This is a genomic window from Pediococcus parvulus, assembly GCF_964063155.1.
GTDB classification, from domain to species: domain Bacteria; phylum Bacillota; class Bacilli; order Lactobacillales; family Lactobacillaceae; genus Pediococcus; species Pediococcus parvulus.
Window position 1 is genome coordinate 1943344 of sequence record NZ_OZ061292.1, and the last position, 26233, is coordinate 1969576.

A 26233-nucleotide genomic window follows, 5' to 3' on the forward strand; every position below is an offset into this window, starting at 1 on the left:
TTTGCGTAGTTTGACGTAAGGTTAAGTTAAATAAACACGAGGAGGTTCATGACTATGCAAGTTTCAGTACCGACATCAAATGGTTTATTACTCGATAAATATGGTAAATATGCGCCCAAAGAGGCCATCTATAATAAAAACCCGGCAATCTCTTTTCCGATTGAAATTACGGACATCCCTAAAGAAGCCAAAACAATTGCGCTAACCCTTTTGGATTTCGACTCTGTGCCCGTTTGTGGGTTTGCTTGGATTCACTGGATAGCCGCAAATATTCCTGCAGCATCCACCGTAGAAATTCCCGAGAATGCCAGTCAAAAGGGCGGCATCCAGATGATTCAAGGAAATAACAGTACGGCTGGTCCTTTAATTGGTGAAACAGATCCTTTAACTACCCAGCATTACATCGGACCGACCCCGCCGGACAAAACACATGATTACTGGCTGGATATTTATGCACTAGATAGTGAGCTAGATTTAAAAGAGGGTTTTTGGTTAAACGAGTTTTATCACGCCGCTAAACCTCATGTTATTGAAAGAAAACGAATTAGTATCCTTAGTCGGGCATAAAGATATTTAAATAGGCTTAGATCGCGTCAATCTGCGACTTAAGCCTATTTGTGTGCCTAAATTTAATCTTTGTTTAGTGGTTGTTGGCATTCAATTAAGGCCTTTAGATTTTCTTATCCAAAAGCCCGCAGAAAGTTCACACATTTTTAAGTTCGGTTTAATCTAGCCACCGCATACTTAGTATATTAATTCAAAGGAGCCATTCAAACTAATCGAATTTCGATGTAGTTCGCTGGACATCCTTTTGAAGATAAGATTTTGCAATCGCAAAATACCCATTACTGACAATAAGGAGCGATGAATATGTTATTGAATAATCAGAATCTATCAGTCTTAGAAGTTCAAGTGCTAGGTATTTACCAAGCAAAAATTGAAGTTAAAACGATTTCTGGTGAATGCCTTTTCGTCTATCCCACTCAGACTCAACGAGATGATCCTCTTTTTTGGACATCCCTAAAAGATATCATCAAAGCCAAACTATGGCTGCCAATCAACAAATCCTTACATCAATTAATTGATTCTGACTGGTTACTTCCGATGAACGCCTAATTAATCCTCGGATTGAAAATCTTCCTGAGCTTTGATCAACCTGTTCAAAAAGTTTTTCACCGTTTGAATATCTGCATCCGAAAAATCCGCAACAGCTGCAAGAGCTTCTTCTCGCAGCTGTTTGTGTAACTGCATGTGGGCTTGTGCTAATTTTTGCCCGGATGGAGTCAGTTTTAAATATACCGTTTTTTTATTTACCGCTTGATGGAATTTTTTCAACAATTCCAATTTTTCCAAATGATTGATTCTGCGCGATGTGCCACCTTGTGTAATTTGAATGGCGGCCACAACCTCACTCACCGTTTTTTCACCATCTAACAAAACATCCAAAATATCCAAATCATTATGCGTCAAATGATTTTTTTTCGGATCACCATCAATGGCCGCATGTTTAGCAACCCATGTTTCATGCTGATTATGTGTTTCTTTTGAACCAATTTGATGTAACAAAGCATCTATTTCTTTAAATTGTGATTCATTCATTGTTTTCACCTTCTGCTTATATATTACCAGTAATTTATAGTTGACAGCAAGAACTTTCGGGTTTATATTAAATACATTACTAGTAATATAAAAAGAAAAGGACTGATTATTTATGAAAGCATTAACGATTAAAAATTTTAAAACTGCTCCTGTTTTTTCACAGGATGTTCCTGAACCCACAACTGATGAAACGTTTGATACCTTGATCGATGTATTGGCTGCTCCAATCGAAAACTTTGATAAAGCCAACGCCGCTGGTCGTCACTATTCAAGCACTTATTGGCATCCCGCGTTTCCAAGTATCCCCGGTGCTAGTGGCATTGGCCGTCGGGTCGATAACGGTAAACTGGTTGCTTTCCCAGCACGAACTTTAAAACCGCAATTTGGCTCATATGCCCAACGAACAGTCGCCAACTCCAAATTATTATTGGAAATTCCCGAAAGTACTGATGTTTATGTAAGTACTGCCGCTGCGTCTTCGCTTTTAACAATTGTTGCCCCACTTAAATTTAGTTTGGATATGCAACCCGGTGACACTGTTTTGATCAACGGCGCAACTGGGTTTGCGGGACAATTAGCCATTTAGGTTGCCAAAAGTCTTGGTGCTAGTGAGATTATCGGAACCGGCCGTAATCCAGAGCGATTAGCAGGCCTAAAAGCTTTAGGTGCCACTCAAACCATTTCACTGGCTAAAGATGATAAAACAATCATGCAAAATCTCGATAACTTATCTGTTAAAGGTAACTTGATTATCCTCGATTACTTATGGGGTCATCCCATCGAACTCATTTTACACGCAATTATTCCAAATAGTTTAGCTATGAAACGTGCCACTACGCTAGTTTCAATTGGCTCCATTGCTGGATCAGAAATCAGTTTACCTTCGAAAGCAATTCGGACTTCTGGACTTCAAATTATTGGTATGCAAACTCCTAAAGTCATGGCCAACCAACAAGCAGTTTATAAGGCTGTTTGGGGTTTGATCAACTCCGGTAAAATTAAATCAGATATCAAAACGATTTCTTTAGAAGAAGCTGCTACTCAGATCGACTGGCAAAAACCAGTTCCAAGTGGCGTTCGGACTGTAATTAAACTCTAGTTTTCAAAATGGCATCTCTTTGTTTAACGGTGTAAAATGGAGGCAAAATCAAGTCATTGAAGAGGGAAACTATGTCAGAACCATACTTTAATAAAATTACTGCCGCTGGATATCACCAGATTGAAAAAGAAATTGAAGATTGGAAAGCAAAACGGCCAACCTTGATTAAACATTTAGCCGAAGCTAGTGCCCTCGGTGACCGATCCGAAAACGCCGAGTACACTTCTGCAAAACGGGATTTACGCCATCTTGAAAGCCGGCTCCATTTTCTAACCAAACAATTACAATACTCAAAGATCGTCACCCCCACTGACAATCAGATTGTAGAAATTGGTAAGTACGTTTCCATTGAATTTGTGGACGATCACGATCAAGTGACCTATCAGATTGTAGGAAAACAAGAGGCTGATATTAAAACTAACAAAGTTTCACTGGATTCACCGCTTGGTTCTGCTCTGATGGGCATGACCCTTGGTGATGTTGTGACAGTTCAAGCACCAAATGCCAGCTATCAGGTTAAGGTTTTAGACGTGAAATTATAAATTTGGGTAAATTAAAACGCGATTGAGAAAGTGAAAATTTTCTTGATCGCGTTTTTAATTGATTAAATTTTTTTGACTTAGCTTTTATTAGATAGTTACTTGCAGCAAACGCAGTAAGATATCCAAAATTTATCATGTGTCATTCCAAGTTATTTAATCTTAACCTTGTGTAGAATTATGTGAATGTTCTGGAGCTGTATCTGGCATATTATTCAAAGTTGCCATATCTGCATCGCTAATTTCAAAATCGAGCTTAGCGTTGTTTTCAATATGGTCTTCCCCAACTGCCTTTGGTAATGGCAAAACACCATTTTGCAAGCAGAAACGTAATGCCATCTGGGCAACACTCACGTTATATTTACCGGCTAAAGCCACCATTTGATCGTTTTTCAACAACCCACCAGTTGCCAATGGGGAATAAGCTTCCACTAAAACGCCATTTTCTTTCGCAAAACTCGTGATCTTGGGTTCTGTATAGCCAACGTAATACTGAATTTGGTTGACCATTGGCTTTACCTTAGCGTCAGCGAACACATTTTTAAGATCGTGAACATTAAAATTAGAAACACCAATCGCTTTTACCCGACCGCTTGCATAAATATCCTGCATAGCACGCCAAACTTCAACATTACCCTCATCACAATCTTTACCGATCTGATTCCATGGCCATGGTGCGTGCACTAGGTATAGATCGACATAATCAATATCCAATTTTTTAAACGTGCTTTCAAAATCAGCCATTGCTTCATCGTATGTTTTACTCTGAGCGGGTAGTTTTGAGGTCACAAAGATCTGGTCACGAGGAATACCTGACTCCCGCACGGCACGACCCACATCGGCTTCGTTACCGTATGCTTTGGCAGTATCAACATGGCGATAACCCACTTTCAATGCGTTTAACACAGCTTGATAAGCTACATCCCCAGCTGGAGTTTGCCAAGTACCGAATCCTACTTTAGGAATCTTGACGCCGTTTGCTAATTCAAATGTATCTGTTAAAACTGACATGATTTACCCTCATTTCTAATAACTCAATTTAGGTCGCGAATGACCCACTAGGATAAATTGTACGCGTTTTCTTAACAGAGGTCGATTAATAAGGCTCAACCTGTTAAGATATAAGCAAATAGTTAGCTCTAAAAGGAAGTTTTTCAATGTCAAATAAATTTTATCAACGCTTGTTGGCGGTGGCCGTTTTGATGCTTGTTATCGGAATTATTCGGCCATTTTCACCTCAAATATTCAATACGATCTGCCTTATTTTAGGTGCCGTTTTAATTGGTCTAACCATTGTGATTGGCCAGAAGAAAAAATAAGGTAGATACCCGCCATTGCTATGAAACAAAGGTGTTTTAGCGTATGATGGTGGTAAAAGCGAGAGGAAGTGTCCATGATGGCCAGAATTATGAAAATGAATGCGCAACAAGCAAATACTTACCTCAATTGGCAGTATCCAGAACCGTATACATTTTATAATTTTCCACCTTCAGTTAGTCGCTCTGAGTTATTAAACGAATTGCTGATGAGTAATAGCGATTACTTTTCAATCTTAGATGAAAATGAGCAATTATTCGGAATTTACGAATATCAGTTTCACAATGGCGTCATGGAAATCGGCTTCGGAATTCGCCCTGAAGATACTGGAAAAGGCTACGGAGAACAATTTGTTCAACAATGCATTGCCTTTGGTCGTCAGCACTACCACTACTTTGGCAAAGTCACCTTGGAAGTGGCGGATTTTAATGAACGCGCCATTCACCTTTATAACAAAATGGGTTTCAAAAAGGTCAGCGAACGCGCTGCTAAACCATTTGGTATGCCGATAACCTTTATAAAAATGACCCTTAAACCATAAGACAGGTGAATATTAAGGCGAGATTGTTGTATGATGTTAAACATGACATGAGAACTCATTGTCTAAGTGCTTCATGCCATGTTTAGTTTTCAATCAATTGTTATTAAGCAAAAGTGAGGTGAAATAGTATTGAAACAACCACCAAAATGGCTTTATAAGGTCGTACAGTTCATGCAGGGCCGTTACGGAATCATGGACAGTTTGAATAAATTTTTGATTAGTTGTGGTTTGATCCTAATTTTCTTAACCATCTTTATCCACGCTGGTTGGCTCAATCTGTTGGGCCTGCTTTTTCTGATCGCTACTTATTGGCGCGTGTTTTCACGAAAAATCTACCAACGAGCTCGAGAAAACGGAAAATTTCAGCAATGGACAGCTTGGTTAACTAAACCGATAAGTCGCCGTTATCAGGAATGGCAGCAACGCAAACAATATCGCTTTTTCACCTGTAAAAACTGTCACCAACGCATTCGCATCCCTAAAGGAAAAGGAAAAATTCAAATTACCTGTCCGACATGTCGCCATCAATTTCGGGCACGTACTTAATTTGTGCCAATTAAAAACTAGAATCTTCCTTAATCAAAGTAAGGTGGATTCTAGTTTTTTGTGTAAATTAATTCTTCTTCCATAACCAGCTCAAAGATACAATTAAAGCTATCCATGCAGCTAGTTCTAACCAACTAAATTTCTTTTTTGTTGCTGTTAATCTGACATGATCTGTTTCTATTAGTTTCATTGAGACTTCCCTTTTTTTGATATTTCATGGTGCTTCATGTTGTCATCTTATCCTTTTTCCGCCGAGTCCTAGGACAACTCCGCAAATCAGGTTTAAATAATTAAGCAGGATTCCTGCGGGATTGCGATCCCGCCTCCATATCCATCTACTGCACTTTTCCGCCGAGCTTCAGGACAACTCAGAAGAACAGTCAGAAATTTCTAAGCATAATTCCTGCGGGATTGCGATCCCGCCTCCATATCCATCTACTGCACTTTTCCGCCGAGCTTCAGGACAACTCAGAAGAACAGTCAGAAGTTTCTAAGCATAATTCCTGCGGGATTGCGATCCCGCCTCCATATCCATCTACTGCACTTTTCCGCCGAGCTTCAGGACAACTCAGAAGAACAGTCAGAAGTTTCTAAGCATAATTCCTGCGGGATTGCAATCCCGCCTCCATATCCATCTACTGCACTTTTCCGCCGAGCTTCAGGACAACTCAGAAGAACAGTCAGAAGTTTCTAAGCATAATTCCTGCGGGATTGCAATCCCGCCTCCATTACGCTTAGAAACTTCTGACTCCCGTTCTTCTTCGTTCACTTTACTTCATTCACTTCTCTTAATTCAGGAATCGAATCCATCGCGCCCTCTTTTTGCACCGTCAATGACGACGCCAAATTTGCAAACTCAATCGTCTCATCCATATTACTCAAATCTGGCACCACCTTTGCCGCAATCGCACCAATAAACGTATCTCCCGCCGCCGTTGTATCCACCGGCGTAACTTTATGCGCAGGCACCAATCGACTCCTACCGTTCACACTGTAGAAAACACCATTTGATCCCAGTGTGATCACCACATTGGCAATTCCCATCTCTTGGAATCTCGCCGCAGCCTTTTGACAATCTGCTTCAGTTTCTACCTTTTGACCAGTCAATGTCGCCGCTTCCGTTTCATTTGGCGTAATCACATCCGTCAACTGAATCAATTCTTCCGGTAATTCAGGCAAAGCCGGTGCTGGATTCAAAATAGTTAACCGATCCACTTGTTTGGCCAATCTAAACGCCGCGATGACCGGCTCCAAATTTGTCTCCAATTGGGCAATCGTAATCTGTGAACGCTGAATATTCACCCGATCTGCATTAACAGCTTCCACTGAACCCAACTTATTAGCGCCACCCTCAACCATAATTGTGTTATGGCCATCTGGTTCCAGCATAATAAACGCCTGTCCAGTATTAGCGTCATTCAAAATTCGGATTCCGCTAATATCAATGCCTTCATTTTGACACTTATTTCGCAAAAGTTTTCCAGCGTCATCATCACCAACAGAACCAATGAAATGCACGGAAGCGCCTAAACGCTGAGCAGCCACAGCCTGATTGGCACCTTTTCCGCCCGCCGCCTGACTACTAGGTTTTAGTAAACTCAGTGTTTCTCCCTGCAAGGGGATGTGTGCAACCGGAATGTGAATATCCATATTCAAACTACCAACAACCGTCACATTATTTGCCATGGTTACTCCTTCTTTTTCTATATTAGAATCGATTTTATTTCTATCTAAGAGTATACAGAGCCTAATAACCATGTCAACATGGATTCTCAATTTCACTTGATTTGATAAGGACGGATATGGTCCGATTTAGACTGGTATTCATCCAATTTGGAAATTTTTCCCTCTGCATTCCACTGAATCACAGAAACTCCATCAAATTCGTAAGTCGTTTGTTCGTGAGCCTTAAAAAACCACTTTACAAAAGACTGGTTATCGACAGATTTAATTTCATCAATCTGCCATTCCAAAACGGTTTGCTTAGCTGACTCATTTTTAATCCATTGTTGAACTTCATCAAGCCCCACATACTGAGGCCCATAGCATTCCGTATAACAAATTTCCGGAGCAAAATACTCTGTCAGCTTGGAAAAGTCCTTTGTGATCCACATCTGAAAATATTCAGCAATAATTACTTCTCGTGTCATTTAGCCGATATCTCTTTTCGTTATTTTTCAACCGTATAAATTAAATGCTCATTCACAAATGTCAGCATCCCTTGTTTGCTCAATTCACGTCCATAACCAGAGTTCCGAACGCCACCAAAGGGCAATTCCGGTAAACTGGTCCAGCCATGGTTTACGAACGTCATTCCCGCTTTGATTTGACTTGCCACTTTTTCAGCATGTTTTAAGTCACTCGACATGACCACGCTTCCCAGTCCATATTGTGAGTTGTTCGCTAATTCGATGGCTTCTTTCTCAGAATGAACCCGATAAACGGTGGCAACCGGCCCAAACAATTCTTGATCAAAAATTGGGTTTTCAGACGTAATATCAGTTAAAATCGTTGGCATGAAAAATTGCCCATCTAAATCAACCGACTGATTACCATAAACAACGGTTGCCCCCGCCGCAACGGCTTCATCCACTTGTTTTTGTAGTTTGGTCTTTGCCTTTTCTGAAGACATTGGCGCCAAAGTTGTATCCCGGTTCATGGGATCGCCCATTTTAACTTGTGAAAAAGCTTTCGTTAGCTGCTTGATGAAATCATTATACAGCGAATCGAGGACAATAAACCGTTTTGAAGCCGTACAAGTTTGACCAGTATTGGCTAAACGCGCTGCCGGTGCAACTTCATATAATACGTCTTTATCCACGTCTTCTAAAACGATGAAGGCATCATTACCACCCAACTCCAACGTTGATTTTTTCAGATTCTCGCCCGCCGCTTTGGCAACTTCCTTACCTCCGCGTTCAGAACCGGTTAAAGCAACCCCTGTAATCCGTGGATCGGCAATTATTTCGCCAATTTGGTCGTAATCTAAGAATAGATTCATCAGACTGCCTTCAGGTGCACCAACTTCTTCCACAATCTGGGCAATTTTTCGAGCCGATCCCGGGACAATGGATGCATGTTTTAAGATCACTGGGTTTCCCACCATAAAGTTTGGTGCAAAAATTCGCATGACTTGATATAACGGAAAGTTCCATGGCTCACATGCCAAAATTGGTCCCAAAGCTTGTTTCAAAACATTTGCGCTCGCGCCAGTGGTTTCAATCTCAGTTGGTTCTAAAAATTCATCCGCATGGTCCGCAAAATAATCGGCAATTGACGCACACAAACTTACTTCTTCTTCTGATTCACCAATCAATTTACCCATTTCTTGAGTCATAATTTCCGCCATACTGGATTTTTGTGCTCGCAATTGATTGGCAACGGTGTGAAGAATCTCTGCTCGTTTGGAACGCGATTCACTCTCCCACGTGTGAGCAAGATCAGCAGCCATCTGCAAGGCAGATTCGATCTCTTTAGAAGATGCATTTTGATACTCGTTAAACGTTTCGTTCGTGTAGGGATTTACTGATTTATAGGTCATAGAATATTCTCCTTACCTTGTTTGAGTTAACAGCGTTTACAACCCTCATTATAACGAGCGCAAATTAGCTAATGCGAAATATTTGCACAACCAAATTTCAAATTCATAACGGATGAAAGCATTATTTTATTTACATCGGTCTATTCAAAATTAATAATTTTCCTAGCGTTTCATAAAATAAATAAATGAATAGTTAAAAGCAACCACACTTTAACGTTCGATTGTTACTTTTTTTGAGGAATTTTAATTTAATTTCAGTAACCACACAGAAGTGAAAACCCCCTAGATTTGGGGTATTACCTATACCAATAACTTTTTTTAATTAAATTTGCTTTAGAAAACGCTTGCAAAAAGAATACAAATATTTTAAACTAACCAACATAAGCTAGTCTTTAGCAATTGATTTCAAGGAGATGAAATAGATGAAAACATAATTGAAAAACATTATAAAACTGAGTAATTTGCCATTTAGAAAAATCAAAAAATTGAAAAAACTTTTTTCAGACTTGAAAAAGTTGCAAACATTTCAGCTATTATACTTACATTTTTACGTGACTTTATGAGTACTTAAAGAGTTTCTATCATAGACCAATTTTGATTTTGGTTTAGTTACGGTATCTTAAATTATCACATAACAATTCAGAAAAACGGCATAAACAAAAACTACTTAACCATTGGTCTGGTTTACTTTCATATTTTTGTTTATCAACCTTTTCATTTATATATAGGAGGAAAAAATATGGCTGACCAATCAGAATCATTCAAAGACAAATTTAGTAATGCTATCGGTATATTCTCCGGCTCACGTTTCGTACGAGCAATCATGGCTGCCGGCTATAGTGTTATCACTTTTTCTATTGTTGGTGCTATTTTCTTAATTTTAACTGTTTTACCACAGGCTTTTCCTATTCCTGGATTTGCGGCTTGGTATGCTGGTACAATCGGAAGATTCTCCAATATGTTCCAAGTAATTTATAATTCAACTATGGGTATTTTGGCATTGGTTTTTTCTGGGACCTTTACCTACACATACACCAAAATTTATCGTGATGAAGAAAGCCTTAACCTTGATCCATTAAATGGCTTAATGTTGTTCTTAATGGCAATGTTCATCACTGTTCCTCAATTAGTTTGGAAAAACGGTAGCATTCAGTTCGTTCAATCTTTAAATAAATTGAACGTTATCGGCGGTGGTTATGCCGTTTCTACAAGCGGTATCACTCGAATTGCTTCAGTTGGTATTTTTACTGGGTTAGTTGTTGGCTGGTTAACAGTTCAAATCTATCGTTTAACCATCAAACACAACTGGCAAATTAAAATGCCAGATTCAGTACCTGCCGGAGTTGCAAATTCATTTAGTGCTTTAATTCCAGGCTTCTGTGTAGCTTTTGTTGTTGGTGCAATCAACTTGGCTTTGATTATGGCCGGAACCGATATCTTTAAAGTCCTTTACATTCCATTTTCATTTATCAGTAACATCGCTGATACATGGTGGGGATTCCTAGTCATCATCTTCTTGATCCACCTTCTCTGGTGGTTCGGGATCCATGGTGCTACCATTATGAGTTCTTTCTATACACCAATCGTTTTGGCTAATATGGCCGCTAATGTTCACGGTGCTAACCACTTTTTCGCCGGTGATCCCATGAATGCCTTCGTTATCATTGGTGGTTCTGGTGCTACTTTAGGTATGGCAATTTGGTTAAGTTTTAGAGCTAAATCCGCTCAGCTTAGCAGTATTGGTAAGGTTGAACTGGTCCCAGCTATTTTCAACATTAACGAACCGATTTTATTTGGACTTCCAATTGTCTACAACGTCCAGTTAGCAGTGCCATTTATCTGTGCACCATTAGTATCCGGCATCGTTGGCTATTTCACAGTAACTTCTGGAATAGTCAAGAAAATTATTGTTCAGCAACCTTGGCCAACCCCGGTAGGCTTGAGTGGTTTCTTGGCCACTGCCAGTTGGCAAGGCGCCGTTCTATCAATCTTCTGTGCCTTCGTTGCCTTTCTTGTTTGGTACCCATTCATTCGTCATTATGACCGTACTTTGCTTAAGAAAGAGCAAGCCATAGCTGATGCTGAAAAATAAATTAAGTCAACTTTGTCTGTAAGTAGTTCAAAAATTTAGCTTTTAAAAAAACAATTCCGAATTGAGTTCAGCTATCAATTTGAGGTTGTTTTTTTTCAGCGCAAAACTTCTCAAATTGTTTTTCACAAATAAGATTGCTTTAATGCTACACTGAATGTAAGCGTCACCTTTAATTAAACAAAAAACGATGAAAGCGTGATTTTGTATGATTCAACACATTTTTTTAGACATGGATAATACTTTACTCAGCCCTGACGGATCAATCAGTGCTAAAAATATTTCGGTTATTAAAAATAGTCCTATTCCAGTCTCCTTGGTTTCGGCACGAGCACCATTTGAAATGCAGTTTGCCATTCACGACCTTGACTTGAATACCACTCAAGTTGCATTCAACGGGGGCTTAATTTACAAGCCTCAGCTTAAAGGCTACCAACAAATCTATTCACAAGCTATTAATCCTCAAACAGTTAAAAGAATAATGACAATTATTCATCAAAACTTTCCCGAAGTATCCTTAAACTGGTATTCTGATCACACTTGGTTCACAGATAAACATTGCCAAGAAACTGACGCCGAAACTGCGATCACTCATGAAAAGCCGGTTATTCAGAAAACCTCTGTCAATCTAACTCAAACAATCTATAAATTTATGGTTATGAGTTTTCAGCCGCCCTTATTTGATCGTTTACAAAAGTACTTAAAACAATTAAACTTACCAGATTTAAATGTGATGACTTCAGGGGATGCTTATATCGAAATCACCCCAACCAGTGCGACTAAGGCCAATGCAATTGCTCAAATTCAAAAAGAAGAACACTTGAAAATTGACCAATTGGCAGCCTTTGGCGACGGAGAAAACGATATTCCCATGTTTAAACACGTCGGTTTACCCATTGCGGTGGCAAATGCCAGTCAGGAAGTTAAACAGTACGCCAAATTTGTTTCGACCAGCAATCGCGAAGATGGTGTCGCAATTGGGATTGAACAACATATTTTAGCTAAGTAATCAAATCAGCACTTAAACTTGACTTTGTTGGTCGGCGTTTAAGTGCTTTTAGTTAATCTAAAAATCCATTGAAATCTCGGTTCGCATTTTTGGGCCAATTAATCTACAATTAAGTAAATAATTAAAGTGAGATGATATTTTTTATGACAAAACGTATTAAAGGTTCCTGTACCACAATTTTAGTCGGTAAAAAAGCTTCCATTGACGGTTCTACAATGATCGCCCGTAACGAGGACGGAGCCGGTCCACTTAATCCCCAAAAGTTTGTTGTGATTAAGCCTGAGGATCAACCTAAACACTACAAATCAGTTTTAAGCCCCGTTGAAATTGATTTACCTGAAAATCCATTGCGTTATACTTCGACTCCTGATGCCACAGATGGCCGCGGAATTTGGGCTGGTGCTGGTATTAACAGTGACAACGTCGCAATGACTGCAACTGAAACGATTACTTCAAACTCACGAATTTTGGGTGTTGATCCCCTTGTAGCCGATGGCATTGGCGAAGAGGATATCACAACCATTACACTTCCTTATATTCACTCCGCGCGTGAAGGTGTCAAACGGTTAGGTGCCCTTCTTGAAAAATATGGCACGTACGAAATGAATGCCATGGCTTTCTCCGACAAAGATGAAGTTTGGTATTTCGAATCAATCGCTGGGCATCACTGGGCAGCGATCCGCATCCCTGACGATGCCTATGTCATTGCGCCAAACCGTTTCAACATTGACCAATATGATTTCGATTCTGAAGACACTTTATTTGCAAGTGATTTACCAGAACTAATCGAGAAAAATCATTTAAACCCAGATCCTGACCAAGTTAACTTACGTCATATCTTTGGGAGTGCCACAATCAAGGATACTCGTTACAATAATCCGCGTGCTTGGTACGGCCAAAAGTATTTCAACCCTGAAATTGACCAATCCCCAATTGATCAGGACTTACCTTTCATCTGCCGAACTTCTAAAAAGATCAGTGTGGAAGATATGAAGTTTGTTTTGAGTTCACACTATCAAAACACACCATATGATCCTTACGGCACGGGTACTGAAGACGAAAAGAAACAGTTCCGGCCAATCGGTATCAACCGAAATCAGGAATTACACATCTTACAAATTCGTTCTGACGTTCCTGCAGAAATTGCTGGTGTTCATTGGTTAGCCTTTGGTCCTAATACGTTTAATGCACCAGTTCCATTCTACGCAAACGTTAATGACACACCTGATGCTTACCGTAAAACAACCGGTGAATGTGACCCAACTGCCATGTACTGGCTCACAAACGTTTTGGCATTGATGGGTGATAACAACTTCGGTTTGTATGAGGATCAGGAAAACTTGTTTGAAGAAAACACAGTTGCTGATTGTCGTCATCTTCAAATGGAAACTGATAAGGTTGCAACCCAACAGACTGACGTTTCAAAATACTTGGAGTCCGTTAACAACCAAATGTCAGATGTTGCAATGGCCTATGCCAACAAACTTCTCGGTCAAATGTTAGCTTTAGGCGAACCACAAATGAAATTACAATTCACTTTGAACGATTAAGTTTTTAAGACTTGTAAATTTAAAAAGCTGTGAAAAATTCATTTTTTCACGGCTTTTTTGGATAATTCTAACTTTTATGTATAGTTTTAAACAGCGATGGTTTAACGGAACCACAATCTGCATTCAAAAAAGGTGTATCCAATAAACGAATTAACCTTAGCTAACCTCGTTTATTGGATACACCTTTTTAGTTTAATACAAGTTTTTACTGTAATTTATTCGTTAGATCAGTTCTGACCAACAAAACATCACACTTGGCCACACGCACGACATAATCCGCTACAGAGCCAATCATTGCCCGTTGTAAAGCGCTCATTCCTGTTGCACCCATCATGATCAAATCGTCGCCAAACTTTTTAGGAGCCACCTCAGCAATGATCTTAGCTGCATTGCCAGATTCAATTGAAACTGACACATCATCAAAATTGTATTTTTCATGGATAGTTTGTTGTAACATTTCAACATATTCTTTGGTTCTTCGGTAGGTGATATCTAAATAATCTGTATTTGATCCCATGTGCCCATAAACATCTAAGAAACGGCTTGTTTGGATGATAGAAATAATATCTAAATGTGCCGAATTTCGTTTGGCAGTAAACACAGCTTTAGTCACAGCAAGTTCAGCATTTTTTGAGCCATCCACCGGAACCAGAATTCTATTGTATTGCATTGGGTTTACCTCTCACTTCAGTCTTCTAAGTTGATTATAATCAATATTAGCCTGTAGCGCTACCATTTGAGAAAAATTTATCCATCCCGTAAAAAAAGTCCCAGATGTAAACATTCATGCAGACCGGCAGATGTTTACATCTAGAACTTTCTTTTTAACATAATAAGATAAACGCATTAAATTAATATTAACTACCCATTGTGTCAGCTAACTCTTTAAACCACTTGGCGCTTTTTTTAATTTCGCGAGCTTGCGTATCAAAGTTCACGTAAAACAGGCCATAGCGTTTGTTATACCCGTTTGCCCAAGAAAATTGATCTTGCAACGACCAAACAAAGTACCCTTGAACATCAACACCTTCATTTCTTGCTTTGAGCAAGGCTTCTACATGTTGATCAATAAAATCAATTCGTGGTTCATCATCAATTTCTTCACCAATACCCTTGTATTCATCCTTATAACCAAGGCCATTTTCAGTAATATAGATTGTTTTACAATTCTTATAAGTTTTGCTAACCCATTTAAGCATGTCGTACAGACCTTTAGGATAAATATTCCAATCCCAATCGGTTGTAGGAATTTCTGGATTTTTAACATGCTGACCGACGCCTTTAAACTTAAACGAACTCGTACCTTTTTCGCCTGTACCGTTAAACGTGTTCGTACTTTCGCCATTATATGCCGCAACAAATGATGGTTGGTAATAGTTCATTCCAAAGTAATCATTACGAGTTGAAGCCTTTTTCAAAGTTTCCATATCTCCTGGTTCAATGGTGAGATGCGCATCGTTAGCTTTTAAAACTTCGTTTACTAATTTCATTGTATCCGGTTCATATTCACCTTTAAAAGTCCCATCGAGTAAAAAGGTGTTCATAAAAGCATCTTCACATTGAGCAGCATGTGTATTTTCCGGTGTGTTTGGATAAGGATAAACAGGCTGTAGCACATGAATTAAGCCAATCCTCCCTGTATAACCTTTATCTTTGAATAAATTAACAACCCGCGCATGGACCAGTAGTTCATTATGTTCAGCTTGAATTGCATTAGATACATCAAAATGATGATTAGGTGGAAAATTACCTTGAATATACTGAGAAAATGCTAAAGAAATTAACTCATTAATTGTAAACCAATTTTCAATCTCAGAGAATTCCTTAAAACAGAAATCAGCATAGTTAAAGTGAACCCCCAAGGTTGGACAGAAAAATCCAATTTTGGGGGTTTCATTTATGAGTAAATTTAATTTCGATTTTAAAGTTAAGATTGTCACCGAGTATTTAAGTGGTCAGGCAGCTTATTCACTAGCGAGAAAGTATGGGATTGGCAGCAAGGCTACCGTTTCAATTTGGATTCAGCGATTTGAAAGATTTGGTATTAAAGGACTTCAGCCAAAAGCCATGGACTTAGAATACACTAGTCAGTTTAAAGTTGATGTATTAAACTGGAGGAAACAAAATCAGGCCTCACTTCCAGTAACCGCCTTACACTTTAATTTATCCTCGCCAAGTACAATTTGGCAATGGGAAAAGCGATTTGAGACATTAGGAATTAAAGGGCTTGAGCGAAAGCGAGGCAACTCGAAAAATATGGCAAAACACAAGAATGAGAACGCTAAACCAGTTGTCCAAAAGGACAACTCAACAACAAAAGATACTTTAAAGCAACTCCAAAAAGAGAATCAAATGTTGAAGATTGAGAATGAATACTTAAAAAAATTAGAAGCCTTAGCTCGGAAAAAATCAGCACAAAGGAAATCTCGAAAATAGCGACTGAGTTGAGGCAAATATTCCAAGTATCAATTAAATTGATTCTCAAAGTAATTAAAATACCGCGTAGCACGTATTACTACACTCGAAATCATGAAGGTCGAAAATTCAATGACGATCAAGTTATTCAAGCAATTGATGAAATTCGACAACAAGATTTAAAATACACAAAGAAGTACGGGTACCGTCGAATTACAAGTGCTCTGCATGATTTAGGATTTCAGATAAATCACAAGCGGGTTTTACGTATTATGCAAGAACATGCCTGGATATGTCATGCCTTTAATCGCCAAACTCGTAAATATAACTCGTATAAAGGATTAGTTGGTAGGATTGCCCCTAATCGGTTAAAGCGTCGCTTTAAGACCGACAGACCCTATCAAAAACTTGTAGCAGACGTCAGTGAATTTCGATATGGATCTATGGGAACAAATGAACGCGTTTATTTGGAACCGGTACTAGATTTATTCTCTGGAGAAATTTTAGCATTTAATATAAGTGAACATCCAACAGTTGAATTCGCCATTAAACCGCTCAAAGAAGCTTTAGAAGGACTTCCGGCACTAAATTATCGGACAACAGTTCATACTGACCAAGGCTTTCAGTATCAACATCGCCAATGGCGAACGCTCTTGAAAGAACATCATGCATTCCAAAGTATGTCTCGTAAAGCGACTTGCCTTGATAATGCAGTAATGGAGTCATTCTTTCATATTATGAAAGCAGAAATGATGGATGAACATTTTGAAGATAAAACTAGCCTAATTCAAGCAATGAAAGATTGGATAGACTTCTATAACAACCGTCGTATCAAAACAAAATTAAACGGCAAGCCCCCGGTAAAATACCGAGAACTCGCCGTTCAAAAAGCAGCTTAACAATTTGTCCAATTTTAAGGGTTCACTTCAAGTCTACAAAATAGTCAATATTCTTCCGGTTTAGCCAATCACCATCTTCAAACAAGGTCTTCGGTGAGTCAAAATGATGTAAAGAGACATACGGTGTCACCCCATTATCAATACAACATTTAAACAATCGATGATAATAATCTACTCCTGTTTGATTCGGTTTTCCATAACCTTCAGGAAAAATACGAGTCCATGAAATGGATAAACGAATTGCATTGAGACCGTACATCTTGGACAACATAATATCTTCCGGATATAAATGATAAAAATCACTTGCCGGATCAGGCGCAAACCGCCCCTGCTGTTTTAAATAGTCATCCCACATGGTTTTCCCTTTTCCATCAACCTTCGTGGCTCCTTCTACTTGATAGGCCGCAGTAGCACCTCCCCAAACAAAATTCTTTGGTAAAGACTTCACACGTTTCAATAGTGTCATACTAATTTCACTCTCCTCATTCTAGGCTCGCAACTACTTTGGTGCATCAATTCCGAGTTGTGTTTCTATTTTGTGAATACGTTCATATTCATCAATAAAGAATGTCACCTCATCTTTTAGCATCATGGTTGTCATTAATGTGTCTTGACCATGAACCATAATAAACGTCACATCCATGTCACTACCACCCGCTTCTTTACTAAGCAGTTTAGTTTGTTCATTGTGGGCATCCACAATTGATTGGTTAGATTCTTCAACCAAAGAGCGGGCATGGTCAAAATTACCTTTACGAGCCTCCTGCAAGGCCTCAATTAAATCAGTTTTAGCGTCACCAGCATAGGCAACAATAGCAAACCCAGTCATTGAAATTTCTTCTTTAGTAGCCATATTATATATCCTCCATTTATTTAGAAATTACTGCTAAGGCAGCACATTTTCACTTTCCTGAATTAACCTTTGAATGTGAATGATAAAGTAAACCCTTTCATTTTCATTCAAAGTAATCTTCAAGTTTGACTCTAACTGTCCACAAATCTTTCCAGAAATTTCATATGATTTTGGATAAAGTCGATGAAAATCTTGTTCAATATTATTATTCAAAACATGGTCATCAAGTGTTTTGTTCTGTACTCTTTCAACCAAATACTGTAAATGAATCATCAATCGATCAAAATAGTTCTGATTGTTTAAATTACGTTTTATCCCATATTCCTTGAACACCGCATTCACAATTCTGTTCACTTTCATACTTAAGGTATCGGTTGGATCTGATTCAGCATCAACACCTTTTGCATTAATAAAATGCAAGGCAATATTCTTTATTTCGGCGTGTAATAATCCCTTTATGGTTGTCAGATGAAATAATATAATTCATCTAATAACTATGGAGGGATATTTGTATGCCCAGAGCTAAGTATACAGAACTTGAAAAGTTAACCTTGCTTGAGCAATTCAGGCAATCAAAAATGTCTAGTGAGGCCTTTTCGAGAGAACATAATGTTAATGGTAATGTTTTTAGAACGTGGTTAAAACGTTATGAGCGTGATGGTTTTGAGGGATTAAAAGAAGCACGTCAGAATAAACATTATTCACAGAAATTAAAGTTAGAGGCAATTCACACGTATTCAAATGGTGACTATTCGCTTGCAGAAGTGGCTCTTAAATTTGGTTTACGTTCAACAAGTCAATTAGTAAACTGGATTTCCAGGTATAATGAGGACAAAACGGTGACGATGTCACCATCTAGAAAGTTGGTCCTCACTATGGGTAGAAAAACTACTGTTGAAGAACGAATTGCAGTTGTAGAGTATGTAACCAAAGATAAACATAGTTATAGCGAAGCTGCCACTCATTTTCAGGTTTCCTATCAACAAGCACGTTCTTGGGTGCTTAAGGCTCATGAAAGAGGCTATGAATTCCTCGTAGATAATCGTGGTCATCACAAAAAACAAGCAGCACTTACAGATTTGGATAAGGCTAATTTACGAATTCGTGAGTTAGAATCGCAATTAAAAGACAAAGAACTTTATGAGGCCTTCATAAAAAAATTTCAGGAACTACGGTACAAGGGGTGAAAAAACAGCATCAACTGGCTTACCAGGCAATTAAGGACGTCAGTAAAGGTCATCATGGAGCAATCACAAAGCTACTGGTAATTATCGGCGTCAGCCGACAAGCATACAACAAAGGACTCAAACGCCAAGAAACTGTTTGGGAATTACGGGATCAACGACTTAAAGAACGAGCACAATACTGGTTTGATTTTCATCATCAAGGAATTGGAGCTGGTAATTTATTGGAAAATTTACGCCAAGATGAACAAATTAACTTCCCAGTTACATTTAAGCAGGTCCGTCGAGTAATGCGTGAACTAGATATTCATTGTCAGATTCGCAAGAAAAAACATAACCGTGTAAAGCAATCGGAACAGTATATTCAGGACAACGTATTGAATCGAAAATTTAAAGTGACAGCGCCCAATCAAGTCTGGCTTTCTGACTCAACAGAGTTGTCATATGGTATTAACGGTGAATACAAGGTGCGCCTGAGCGGCGTTTTGGATCTTTATGGTCGGCGACTTTTGGCCTATAATCTCAGCATTACGGAAACAAGTGCCGCAGAAATTCAAGTTTTTCAACGGGCTTTTACTCAAGCAGGCGATGTGCATCCAATGGTGCATACAGACCGAGGCACGGCATATACCTCGAAATCGTTTAACCAATTTATGGATCAATTCCAGGTCAGACGTAGTATGTCACGGCCTGGCACGCCCTATGATAACGCACCAATGGAGCGTTGGTGGAATGAATTTAAGCTACGCTGGATGGATCGTCACCCAATGGCGAAAACCTATCCAGAACTTGTGAGCTTAGTTGAAGAAGGAATCATCTACTTTAATCACCACAACCGTTCAGCACAAAGAAATGGCCTCACCCCAGATGAATACTGGAATGAAGCCATTTAGATACATGTTAAAATTTATATTATTTCATTTGTCAACTTGACAGGGCCTAGTACAGCGTCTGGAAAATGGACATTTAAATTTTTATTAATCAACTTCAATACGTCTTTGGCAATTGCATATTCAGTTGGATAACGTTCATGAATATCTGGCACCATACTTGTTTGATATTTTCCGTTCATTAAATGCTTATACATTTGAAAAATGTGATCTGTTAGGGTGACATAGATATAATTTAAAACTGAATAATGGTACGTCTTCTTTGCCATATCAATAGCTGTAAACGAAGTGACAACAATATCAATCGGAACGTCCTTGAGCAATGTGGCAAAATGTTTTTTAATACGATCATCTTCCAAATACAAAAGGTTGTCCGCATTCGATGACAAAATTTCATCACCAGGACGCTTTTGATAACCAATACCCTTGCCGGATACAATGGCTTGCTTTCCTTTTCCTAGTTCAACGAGCACACTATTGTTATTGTATACGGAACGAATCACTAGTCGCATTTTCCCACCTCCAGTATGAATTTTTTGTATTATTTAGTAAAGTCTGTCCCTTTCAAATTATCCAAAACAAAGTTTAAAGCTTTCTCAGGATCTCGAGTTAAGGCAATATACTGTTGACCTTTAGTAGCAACTAACTTGATGCCTAATCGATCTGTATCGCTCTTTAAATCGTCATAATATGTTCGTACTTGGGGTGCCAATACAACCATATCATAGTTTGGTAAAATATCGTGATGTGACCCATAAGCACCAGCACTTGCCACAATAGGCTCCTTGTACTGTTTAGCAGCTGAAGTCAAGGCATTGGCAAGTTGTTCACTAGTACCACCACCAGCACATAACACAAGAACCTTAACCTCACGTGCAAGTCTCTGACTCAGATTCGAACTCGAATTTGTTTGTTCTGTTTCAGATACTGTTGCAGTATCGCTACTGCTTTCTTCTATAGCTGCAGCTTCTGCATTATTGCCAACTACTTGTGTGCCATTAGCACTAACAGCCTCCTGTGCGTCGACTTGGGCTTCTTTAGCAACTAAAGTAGCATCAAATGCACGACAGAATGGTAAATAAATTAATGTATCAAGAACAAGCAAGATGACCATCAAGAGCAAGGATATTGGCTGGAAATTAGTATCCATAAACGCCCCGATTGGTCCAGGTAAAGCCCACGATAGAATATACATAAAGCCATTCATATGAAGTAAATCAATGAATAACTTACCAATAAGAACATTGATCATTGGTGTTATAACAAACGGAATAAAGAAGTAAGGGGTCAAAATGATTGGGGCCCCGAACAACAAAGGTTCGTTAACCGCAAACATAACTGGAATTACTGACGCCTTACCAATTGCTTTCATCTGTTTTGAACGCATCAGAAAAATAAAGATAAAGGGAACGACGAACGTTGCACCAGTTCCACCAAGCTCACCAACGAAATTTAAAAAGTTTTCTGTTAAAGCATGAATTGGAAAATGACCAGCCTTGAACAACGTAAGATTAGCAGTAGTATTGCCATACAATGCGGCTTCAAAGGCTGGTTTGACAACTGAAGGACCGTGAATACCTAAGAACCAGAACATTGGAATTAAAAATTCAATAAGGGCTAATCCGGCATAACTGTCAGCACCTTTAAATAGTGGTTGAATCAATGTCGCAATTAAAGCCGAAAATGGAACGTGTAATGTTGCTCGAACGATTACATCTACAATGCCACAAGCTAATACAGAAAAGGCAAATGGAAAAATATCACGGAAGTTTTGTGAAATTGTTCCTGGAACTTCTTTCGGCATTTTGATCGTAATATCTCGTTCTACACAAAACTTGTAAATATTTACAGTTGCAAATGCAGAAACAAAAGCTGATAAAATTCCTTCAGTACCAAAGTATGTACCCAGATAAGCACCACTCTTAGTAGTTCCAATAGCTAGTAGCATGAAACCACACATTGCAGCCATCATGGTAGAAGTACTGTTGATAAATTTTCCACCTTTAATTTTGTGATTCATAGAACCAGTCAACGCTTTAGCCGTTGTACCAGCTACATAAAAACCAACAAATCCCATCGTATAATTGTAAATTTTGTTGAACCAATTAATTAGATCAGTTGGAACGTTTAACCCAATCAACGTTGGAATATTTGCTAAAAGAATAAAGACACTTGAAAAAAGAATAATTGGCATTGCTGCTAAGAAACCATCTTTAATTGCCATCAAGTAAATATTCTTGGAAATCTTTTCAAAGAACGCTTGATGCTTTTCAAGTCTACTAATTATGAAATTCATAATATAACTTCCTTCCTATATAAATAAAATTATGAAAAATTGCAAAAGAAAAACCACGAATCATGATAGAGTAAAACTCTAATCATAGATTCGTGGTTACGCCTAATCTAATAGTTACGATCCACTTCTAATGCCTAATATTCTTTCAACACGTTCATATTAGCACGATTGTTTGATTTTATAAACGCTTTATTTTTCAAAAACAGCCATGAATTAGATTAACATGATCCTTAGAACAGCTACTATTTCATCGTATCCGCTAATTCTTTAAACCACTCCGCACTCTTCTTGATATAGCGTTTCTGGGTATCGAAATCAACGTAAAATAATCCGTACCGTTTATTATATCCATTGGCCCAAGAAAATTGATCTTGTAGTGACCAGACGAAGTACCCTTGAACATTAACACCTTCACTACGAGCTTTCAACAAAGCCGCCACATGTTGATCGATATAATCAATTCGTGGTTCATCATCAATCACTTGATCTGCAGATACAAACTTATCTTTATAACCTAAACCATTTTCGGTGATATAAATTGTCTTCGAGTTTGGATACTCTTTCGAAACGCGTTTCAAAACATCATACAAACCTTCAGGATAAATATTCCAGTCCCAATCAGTTGTTGGTACACCAGGTTTTTGAACAATTTGACCCACACCATGAAAACTGAATGATGAAGAGCCTTTATCACCAGTTCCATTAAATTGATTACCACTTGGTCCATCATAAGCTTGGATAAATTGTGATTGATAATAGTTCATCCCAAAGTAATCGTTCTGGGTAGAAGCCTGCTTCAAAATATCCATATCACCATCTTGAATATCCAGTTTGGCGTTATTTTTGTCCAAAATTTCATTAATCAGACTCATTGTTTCATCAGAATATTCGCCCAAGAAGGTTCCGTCTAGTAAGAAACGGTTAATAAACGCATCATACAAAGCTGCTGCATGCTTATTTTCCGGCGTTTCAGTAATTGGATAGATCGGTTGTAAAACATGAATTAATCCAATTCTGCCATCTAAATTCAATGATTTATATAAATTAACTGCTCTAGCATGAGCCAATAACTCATTGTGTTGAACCTGAATGGCACTTGTGACATCAAAATGATGATTTGGCGGAAAATTTCCTGCAATATACTGTGACGAAGAAAGTGAAATTAATTCGTTGATTGTAAACCAATTTTTAACTTCGGTAAATTCTTTGAAACAGAACTCGGCATACTTAACAAAATAATCGATATTTTTGCGATTCAACCAGTCGCCTTGATCAAATAAGGTTTTTGGTGAATCAAAGTGATGTAAAGAAACATAAGGAATAACATCATTTTCAATACATGTTTTAAATAATTCATGATAATATTTTACGCCGGCTTTATTGGGCTCACCATATCCATCAGGAAAAATTCGCGTCCATGCAATTGAGACTCGAATTGCATTCAAGCCATACTTGTGTGCTAATTTCACGTCTTCAGGATAACGGTGATAAAAATCACTTGCAGGATCTGGAGAAAATCGACCTTGGGCTTTCAAATAATCATCCCACATGGTCTTTCCTTTTCCGTCGACCTTAGTTGCTCCTTCAACTTGATAGGCAGCTGTAGCACCGCCCCAAACAAAATTCTTTGGTAATGATTTTACTCGATTTAACATATTAACCTCCTAATTATGCAGTTGGTGTTGGTGTCTGCGTTGGCGTATGTGTCTCTGACTTTTCATCATTCGCAGATTTACCCGTTAATTTTTGTACAATAAATTCCAATGCTTTATCTGCATGTCTTGTTAGATCAATATACTGTTTACCAGTTGTAGTGATCATTTTTACGTTAGCCTTGTCAGTCTCTAGTTTCAATGAGTCACGCATGGCATCCATTTGTGGTGCCAACACAACAACATCCATATCAGGTAACAAATCACCATGAGCGCCATAAGCTGCAGCTGCAGCTTCAACTGGCAAATCTTTTTCTTTAGCCATTTTATTCAAAGCGTTGGCTAAAATACCACTTGTACCACCACCGGCACAGATAACCATAATATTCAAATTCTTTTTATCTTTAGTCATACTTACTGGAATTTCACCGCTGTCAACTTCAACTGGAGCATTAACTGCGGCTCGACTCCTTGTCAAGTAGACAGTTCAAATAATTAAAGTTTTATGAACTTTTCTGAACGGCATGATTCCGGTATTTTTCCGGGATCATGCCGTTTAATGTTGTTTGACGTCGTTCTGTGTTATGCCATGTGATGTATGCCTGATGATGCCAATGAGTTCGATCTCTGAAAGTGGATTCTTGAAGGCCATCTCTTCTGTTTTTAACTGGCTCCAGAAGCACTCCATTGCGCTATTATCACCCGGAGTTCCTGGGCGAGACATGCTGTGCACAATACCTTTCCCGGCCAACAGGGTGTTATAACTGACAGAGGTGTAAGCCGACCCTTGGTCGGAATGAAGAATCTGCGGCTTTAGGCCGTGAGTTGCCTTTAGGGCCTTCGTGATTGTTTCTGATACTAATTGTGTCGTTTCTGTACTAGCTACCCTCCATGCAATAATACTATGGTCATACAGATCCTTAATAGCGCTCAGACGTAATCGTTGCTTCTTACCTGGCCCGAATCTCAGCTCACTACAATCGGTTACCCAAGTTATGTTTGGGCGTTCAGGAGCGAAGTCGTGACTGCCGTCTTCGCAAAGTAATTTATTGGCGAGGATATACTCTTTCTTCTCTGCTTTGTGATCACGCTTGGCCACACGAATTGATGAGTGAATACCGTTATTACGCATGATGCGACGTACTCGTCCTTCACTGGCATGATAAGGTGTCTCTTCATTAATGTACATAGTCATAGTGCGTACACCGTAAATATAGTTTTTTGACTCTTCTCGTTCGATGATATAGTCCAAAATTGCTTCATTTTCGAGTTCATGAGCCGTAACTTTGTGGTGCGTCCACTTGTAGTATGCAGCGCGAGATACGCCGATATACTGGCACATGAAGCTAATTCCATAGGCTTGATTTGTGTCAGGATTTATTTTTTGTGCGAGCGTTTGAACGGTGACATATTTTTCTTCGCTAAGACATCCATCCTTTCTAATTCCTGGAGTTTTTTTAGCACGGCGACCTCCGTGGAGACATTGGATAGTCGCGCCTTTAAACGTTTTATTTCAAGAACCTTTAGTTCTAACTCTGTCAATTGACCGTTGTCTTCTTTAGCTTTACCACGACGGTCTGCGAGGCCCTCAGGGCCACCTTGTTTGATTTTTTTGACCCAAGTGTAAACTTGCCCGTAGGATACATTGAATTGCGTTGTCGCAGCGGTGTAGTTCATTCCGTTGGCAATAACCCATTGTGCAATTTCAATACGTTCAACCTGAGTAGTCTTTCTGCCGTCTTTCATTGGGGTAGTCCTCCTAGTGGTTGTGAGTGGTTTACCACTAGTATAACGTTTAACCCACTGATAAATGACAGAACCATTGGAAATATCGTATTGTCGTGCAAGCTGAGGATATGACGTGCTACCAGCCAAATAAGCTTGGACTACCTCCAGCATCAATTCTTTTGAGTAGACCCGCTGTTGGTGTTGGCTACGTAATGCATCTACGCCTCCGGCATTGTAGCGCTCGATCCACTGGGCCACCTGCGAATCATGCACACCGTACTCCTGCCTAATAGCTTTAGCAGACATTCCTCCTTGTACCAATTTAATATAGAAGACTTTTTCTTCCACACTATATCTCGAACCTTTTCGGCCCATAAAAAATACTCCTTCCTTAGCAGACAAGCTTTAATTATTTGCTTGTCTACCTTGTTAGGAGTATATCCGAGGCTGCATTAAGACGCAAAGCAATGGCAACCGGAATAACTT

29 protein-coding genes and 3 pseudogenes are annotated in these 26233 nt (G+C 38.9%); 15 read left to right on the plus strand and 17 right to left on the minus strand.

Annotated features, from left to right (window positions below):
* Positions 1–54: 54 nt before the first annotated feature.
* On the plus strand, positions 55–567 hold the full coding sequence (locus tag AB3217_RS09775; protein WP_367366053.1) for a YbhB/YbcL family Raf kinase inhibitor-like protein: 513 nt from the start codon (positions 55–57) through the stop codon (positions 565–567).
* 303 nt (positions 568–870) lie between these two features.
* Positions 871–1116, plus strand: a complete 246-nt coding sequence (locus tag AB3217_RS09780; protein WP_057783633.1) for a hypothetical protein — start codon at positions 871–873, stop codon at positions 1114–1116.
* Here AB3217_RS09780 and AB3217_RS09785 read toward each other — a convergent pair whose 3' ends face one another.
* The gene (locus AB3217_RS09785; protein WP_367366054.1) at positions 1117–1599 is read right to left on the minus strand and encodes a MarR family winged helix-turn-helix transcriptional regulator; all 483 of its coding nucleotides are present in this window, start codon (positions 1597–1599) and stop codon (positions 1117–1119) included. It abuts the gene before it with no gap.
* Between the two features lie 112 nt (positions 1600–1711).
* On the opposite strand from AB3217_RS09785, the gene AB3217_RS09790 reads away from it, so the two are divergent.
* From AB3217_RS09790 to greA, 3 genes are all read left to right on the plus strand, one after another.
* Positions 1712–2185: a hypothetical protein gene (locus tag AB3217_RS09790; protein ID WP_367366055.1), complete on the plus strand. Its 474-nt coding sequence runs from the start codon at positions 1712–1714 to the stop codon at positions 2183–2185.
* A gap of 123 nt (positions 2186–2308) precedes the next feature.
* Entirely contained in the window at positions 2309–2698 is a 390-nt protein-coding gene (locus tag AB3217_RS09795) for an NADPH:quinone reductase (RefSeq protein ID WP_367366056.1), read from the plus strand.
* Between the two features lie 71 nt (positions 2699–2769).
* Complete coding sequence (greA, locus tag AB3217_RS09800) at positions 2770–3240, plus strand: transcription elongation factor GreA (protein WP_367366057.1); 471 nt, start codon at positions 2770–2772, stop codon at positions 3238–3240.
* A 159-nt stretch (positions 3241–3399) separates the two neighbouring features.
* On the opposite strand, the gene AB3217_RS09805 is transcribed toward greA, so the two are convergent.
* The gene (locus AB3217_RS09805; RefSeq protein WP_367366058.1) at positions 3400–4248 is read right to left on the minus strand and encodes an aldo/keto reductase; all 849 of its coding nucleotides are present in this window, start codon (positions 4246–4248) and stop codon (positions 3400–3402) included.
* 146 nt (positions 4249–4394) lie between these two features.
* Here AB3217_RS09805 and AB3217_RS09810 point away from each other — a divergent pair, with 146 nt between their 5' ends.
* From AB3217_RS09810 to AB3217_RS09820, 3 genes are all read left to right on the plus strand, one after another.
* On the plus strand, positions 4395–4556 hold the full coding sequence (locus tag AB3217_RS09810) for a hypothetical protein (protein WP_186806947.1): 162 nt from the start codon (positions 4395–4397) through the stop codon (positions 4554–4556).
* A 77-nt stretch (positions 4557–4633) separates the two neighbouring features.
* Positions 4634–5095: a GNAT family N-acetyltransferase gene (locus tag AB3217_RS09815; RefSeq protein ID WP_367366059.1), complete on the plus strand. Its 462-nt coding sequence runs from the start codon at positions 4634–4636 to the stop codon at positions 5093–5095.
* A gap of 129 nt (positions 5096–5224) precedes the next feature.
* Positions 5225–5641 carry a hypothetical protein gene (locus AB3217_RS09820; protein ID WP_057783660.1) on the plus strand — a complete coding sequence of 139 codons (417 nt, stop codon included), beginning with the start codon at positions 5225–5227 and terminating at the stop codon, positions 5639–5641.
* 765 nt (positions 5642–6406) lie between these two features.
* Here AB3217_RS09820 and rbsK read toward each other — a convergent pair.
* The 3 genes from rbsK to AB3217_RS09835 all read right to left on the minus strand — a co-directional run bounded on the left by rbsK (position 6407) and on the right by AB3217_RS09835 (position 9182).
* The gene (rbsK, locus tag AB3217_RS09825) at positions 6407–7327 is read right to left on the minus strand and encodes a ribokinase (RefSeq protein WP_068806543.1); all 921 of its coding nucleotides are present in this window, start codon (positions 7325–7327) and stop codon (positions 6407–6409) included.
* A gap of 92 nt (positions 7328–7419) precedes the next feature.
* Positions 7420–7791 (minus strand): nuclear transport factor 2 family protein, encoded by a 372-nt coding sequence (locus AB3217_RS09830; RefSeq protein WP_068806540.1) that lies wholly within the window; start codon positions 7789–7791, stop codon positions 7420–7422.
* Between the two features lie 20 nt (positions 7792–7811).
* Complete coding sequence (locus AB3217_RS09835; protein ID WP_057783666.1) at positions 7812–9182, minus strand: NAD-dependent succinate-semialdehyde dehydrogenase; 1371 nt, start codon at positions 9180–9182, stop codon at positions 7812–7814.
* 739 nt (positions 9183–9921) lie between these two features.
* Between AB3217_RS09835 and celB the strand changes: the two genes are divergently transcribed.
* The 3 genes from celB (at position 9922) to AB3217_RS09850 (ending at position 13830) form a co-directional block, all read left to right on the plus strand.
* Positions 9922–11274, plus strand: a complete 1353-nt coding sequence (gene celB / locus AB3217_RS09840) for a PTS cellobiose transporter subunit IIC (protein WP_057783668.1) — start codon at positions 9922–9924, stop codon at positions 11272–11274.
* Positions 11275–11479: 205 nt separating this feature from the next.
* Complete coding sequence (locus AB3217_RS09845; RefSeq protein ID WP_057783670.1) at positions 11480–12280, plus strand: HAD family hydrolase; 801 nt, start codon at positions 11480–11482, stop codon at positions 12278–12280.
* 143 nt (positions 12281–12423) lie between these two features.
* On the plus strand, positions 12424–13830 hold the full coding sequence (locus AB3217_RS09850) for a C69 family dipeptidase (protein ID WP_260267317.1): 1407 nt from the start codon (positions 12424–12426) through the stop codon (positions 13828–13830).
* A 205-nt stretch (positions 13831–14035) separates the two neighbouring features.
* On the opposite strand, the gene AB3217_RS09855 is transcribed toward AB3217_RS09850, so the two are convergent.
* On the minus strand, positions 14036–14500 hold the full coding sequence (locus AB3217_RS09855; protein ID WP_367366060.1) for a universal stress protein: 465 nt from the start codon (positions 14498–14500) through the stop codon (positions 14036–14038).
* Positions 14501–14687: 187 nt separating this feature from the next.
* Positions 14688–15677 (minus strand): annotated as a pseudogene (locus AB3217_RS09860) (family 1 glycosylhydrolase); the annotation flags it as partial.
* A 52-nt stretch (positions 15678–15729) separates the two neighbouring features.
* Here AB3217_RS09860 and AB3217_RS09865 point away from each other — a divergent pair.
* Together AB3217_RS09865 and AB3217_RS09870 are read left to right on the plus strand one after the other, a co-directional pair.
* Positions 15730–16266, plus strand: a complete 537-nt coding sequence (locus AB3217_RS09865; RefSeq protein ID WP_057785073.1) for a helix-turn-helix domain-containing protein — start codon at positions 15730–15732, stop codon at positions 16264–16266.
* On the plus strand, positions 16263–17144 hold the full coding sequence (locus tag AB3217_RS09870) for an IS3 family transposase (RefSeq protein ID WP_232310845.1): 882 nt from the start codon (positions 16263–16265) through the stop codon (positions 17142–17144). The genes AB3217_RS09865 and AB3217_RS09870 overlap by 4 nt, the downstream gene beginning before the upstream one ends.
* 31 nt (positions 17145–17175) lie before the next feature.
* Here the strand turns inward: AB3217_RS09870 and AB3217_RS09875 are convergent.
* The 3 genes and pseudogenes from AB3217_RS09875 to AB3217_RS09885 form a co-directional block, all read right to left on the minus strand.
* Positions 17176–17610, minus strand: a pseudogene (locus AB3217_RS09875) (family 1 glycosylhydrolase); the annotation flags it as partial.
* A 33-nt stretch (positions 17611–17643) separates the two neighbouring features.
* Complete coding sequence (locus AB3217_RS09880) at positions 17644–17997, minus strand: PTS lactose/cellobiose transporter subunit IIA (protein WP_068806532.1); 354 nt, start codon at positions 17995–17997, stop codon at positions 17644–17646.
* Positions 17998–18030: 33 nt separating this feature from the next.
* Positions 18031–18417 (minus strand): PRD domain-containing protein, encoded by a 387-nt coding sequence (locus AB3217_RS09885; protein WP_367366061.1) that lies wholly within the window; start codon positions 18415–18417, stop codon positions 18031–18033.
* Positions 18418–18509: 92 nt separating this feature from the next.
* Here AB3217_RS09885 and AB3217_RS09890 point away from each other — a divergent pair, with 92 nt between their 5' ends.
* Positions 18510–19184 (plus strand): helix-turn-helix domain-containing protein, encoded by a 675-nt coding sequence (locus AB3217_RS09890; protein ID WP_100078201.1) that lies wholly within the window; start codon positions 18510–18512, stop codon positions 19182–19184.
* Positions 19181–20074 (plus strand): IS3 family transposase, encoded by an 894-nt coding sequence (locus AB3217_RS09895; protein WP_087128590.1) that lies wholly within the window; start codon positions 19181–19183, stop codon positions 20072–20074. The genes AB3217_RS09890 and AB3217_RS09895 overlap by 4 nt, the downstream gene beginning before the upstream one ends.
* 14 nt (positions 20075–20088) lie before the next feature.
* On the opposite strand, the gene AB3217_RS09900 is transcribed toward AB3217_RS09895, so the two are convergent.
* The 7 genes and pseudogenes from AB3217_RS09900 to AB3217_RS09930 form a co-directional block, all read right to left on the minus strand.
* Positions 20089–20583: a CAT RNA binding domain-containing protein gene (locus AB3217_RS09900; protein WP_367366062.1), complete on the minus strand. Its 495-nt coding sequence runs from the start codon at positions 20581–20583 to the stop codon at positions 20089–20091.
* 29 nt (positions 20584–20612) lie between these two features.
* Positions 20613–22367, minus strand: a complete 1755-nt coding sequence (locus AB3217_RS09905) for a PTS lactose transporter subunit IIBC (RefSeq protein WP_367366063.1) — start codon at positions 22365–22367, stop codon at positions 20613–20615.
* A gap of 242 nt (positions 22368–22609) precedes the next feature.
* Complete coding sequence (gene lacG / locus AB3217_RS09910; protein ID WP_367366064.1) at positions 22610–24022, minus strand: 6-phospho-beta-galactosidase; 1413 nt, start codon at positions 24020–24022, stop codon at positions 22610–22612.
* Positions 24023–24035: 13 nt separating this feature from the next.
* Positions 24036–24431, minus strand: a pseudogene (locus AB3217_RS09915) (lactose/cellobiose PTS transporter subunit IIB); the annotation flags it as partial.
* 91 nt (positions 24432–24522) lie between these two features.
* A complete protein-coding gene (locus tag AB3217_RS09920) occupies positions 24523–24615 on the minus strand; it encodes a hypothetical protein (RefSeq protein ID WP_332308924.1) in 93 nt (30 codons plus the stop codon).
* Positions 24576–25361, minus strand: coding sequence for an IS3 family transposase (locus AB3217_RS09925; protein ID WP_367366065.1), 786 nt, complete (start codon positions 25359–25361; stop codon positions 24576–24578). Before AB3217_RS09925 ends, AB3217_RS09920 begins: the two co-directional genes overlap by 40 nt.
* Before the next feature lie 35 nt (positions 25362–25396).
* Entirely contained in the window at positions 25397–26122 is a 726-nt protein-coding gene (locus AB3217_RS09930; RefSeq protein ID WP_068806516.1) for a helix-turn-helix domain-containing protein, read from the minus strand.
* Positions 26123–26233 lie beyond the last annotated feature (111 nt).